Origin of the sequence: Pseudomonas sp. 18.1.10, from assembly GCF_024655625.1 — a bacterium.
GTDB lineage: Bacteria > Pseudomonadota > Gammaproteobacteria > Pseudomonadales > Pseudomonadaceae > Aquipseudomonas.
On record NZ_JANLGL010000428.1, the window covers coordinates 1 to 2099 of the forward strand.

Annotated in this window: 3 protein-coding genes; all 3 read right to left on the reverse strand. The window is 64.0% G+C overall.

All coding sequences use genetic code 11. The annotated features are described in order from the left end of the window. Window positions 1–97: 97 nt before the first annotated feature. The 3 genes from NUV89_RS29430 to NUV89_RS29440 all read right to left on the reverse strand — a co-directional run bounded on the left by NUV89_RS29430 (window position 98) and on the right by NUV89_RS29440 (window position 2000). Window positions 98–502, reverse strand: a complete 405-nt coding sequence (locus tag NUV89_RS29430; RefSeq protein ID WP_257784081.1) for an META domain-containing protein — start codon at window positions 500–502, stop codon at window positions 98–100. Continuing rightward, window positions 499–939, reverse strand: a complete 441-nt coding sequence (locus NUV89_RS29435; RefSeq protein ID WP_017736039.1) for a hypothetical protein — start codon at window positions 937–939, stop codon at window positions 499–501. Before NUV89_RS29435 ends, NUV89_RS29430 begins: the two co-directional genes overlap by 4 nt. Before the next feature lie 71 nt (window positions 940–1010). Then, window positions 1011–2000 (reverse strand): 2-hydroxyacid dehydrogenase, encoded by a 990-nt coding sequence (locus NUV89_RS29440; RefSeq protein WP_257784082.1) that lies wholly within the window; start codon window positions 1998–2000, stop codon window positions 1011–1013. Window positions 2001–2099 lie beyond the last annotated feature (99 nt).

Sequence of the window (2099 nt, forward strand, 5' to 3'; positions counted from 1 at the left end):
CAGGTGTATCAGTCACAGGTGTGTTGTCTGATCCGGCGCTTTCGCGAGCAAGCCCGCTCCCACATTTTGACCTCGCTCAATCCTGAGATGGGTGCTGTCAGCCCTCTTCAAGCCACAAGCGAATCGGCTTGCCTTCAGCCGGCCAGAAACGTGTCTGCTCGATCGGCGAGATGTCCCAGCGCTGCACGCCTTGCAGGGCCTGGAAGAAGCGGTGTTCCTGCTCCATCAAGGCTTCGGCGCAGAGTTTGCGGGTGCTGCCGATCTGGCCGAAGCTGAGCTTTTCGCCGTCGACGGTGTACGGTGCAAACCAGTGGTTGCAGCCGCCATTGCCGTAGGCGCGACCATCCGCACCGAGGGTGACGGTCAGGTGCGCGTAATCCATCAGCGGCCGTTCACCAATCCATTCCACCACGTAGCTGTGATCCTGCTTGAGCTTGACGGTATCGCCGGCACAACCCGTCAGGGCCGCACCCGCGGCGGCGAGCAGAAGCAGGCCTTTCATTGCGCGGCCTGCTGGCATTTCGGGCAGCGGTGCTTGTTGCCTTCGCTGGCCCAGCCCAACTCCTTGATCCGCGCGTTGGCGGCCGGTTGCAGCGGCTCTTTGCTCAGCTTGGTTTCGACGGCGAATTCAAACTCCAGCACGCTGTCGCAGCTGTCGCAGTTGACCTTCCAGGTGTGAATCTCCAGCTCGCCGAATTTCGGCCCCTGGGCCATGGCGACCCATTGGCCCGCCGGGCGGATGGAATAACGTGCGTCGCCCTCGACGGTCAGGCGCATCGACAGGGTTTTGCTGCCGCGCAGGGTGACGATCAACACGTCGCCGTGCTTGATCGCGCCACCGTTGCCGGTGACTTGGTAACGGCCCGGCACCAGGGCGCGGCATTCGATCAGGGTGTGTTGCGGGCTCAGCAAGCTGAAGCGGAAATCGTGTTCGGCCATGGATCCTCCAAATAGGCGCGGCATCCTATCACGGGTGCCGGCCCATCATGGGCCTGGTATGTGACCGCCGATCATCCATCGACCAGGTTCTGTGTGCGGCCTTCGGCCCAGGCGGCAATGTTGGCCAGGGTGGTGCCGGCGATGGCGCCCAGGGCTTCGCGGGTCAGGAACGCCTGGTGCGCGGTGACGATCACGTTGGGGAAGGTCAGCAGGCGGGCCAGCACGTCGTCTTGCAGGGGCAGGTCGGAGCGGTCTTCGAAGAATAATTGCGCTTCTTCTTCGTACACATCCAGCCCCAGGTAGCCAAGCTGGCCGTCCTTGAGCGCTTCGATCAGCGCTGGCGTATCCACCAGGCCGCCACGTCCGGTGTTGATTAGCATCGCGCCGGGTTGCATATGCGCCAGGGAGTCGGCGTTTATCAGGTGTTTGCTGTCGGCGGTGAGCGGGCAGTGCAGGCTGATGATCTGCGCCTGCGCAAGCAGCTCGGGCAGGCTCACGTAGCGCGCGCCGAGGGCCAGCACCTGCGGGTTGGGGAACGGGTCGTAGGCGAGCAACTGGCAGCCAAAACCGGCCATGATCTTGGCGAAGGTGGCGCCGATCTGCCCGGTGCCAACCACGCCGACGGTCTTGCCCACCAGGTCGAAGCCGGTGAGGCCGTGCAGGCTGAAATCGCCATCGCGGGTGCGGTTGTAGGCGCGGTGCAGGCGGCGGTTGAGCGCGAGGATCAGCGCCACCGCATGCTCGGCCACGGCGTGCGGCGAATAGGCGGGGACGCGCACGATGGTCAGGCCCAGGCGCTTGGCGGCGGCCAGGTCCACGTGGTTGTAACCGGCCGAGCGCAGGGCGATCAGGCGCGTGCCGCCTTTGGCCAGGTGTTCCAGCACCGTGGCGCTGAGGTCGTCGTTGATAAACGGGCAGACCACTTCGTGGTGCTCGGCCAGGGCCACGGTGTCGAGGTTGAGGCGCGCGGGTTGGAATTGCAGCTCCAGGCCGGGCGGTAGAGGCTCGCCGAGGAAACTGTCGCGGTCGTAGGTTTGGCTGCTGAAAAGAATCACGCGCATAAAAAATGCTCCCTGCGATTTACCATCTGAAAATACATAACCCTTGTGGGAGCGGGCTTGTGTGGGAGCGGGCTTGCTCGCGAATACGGAGTGTCAGTC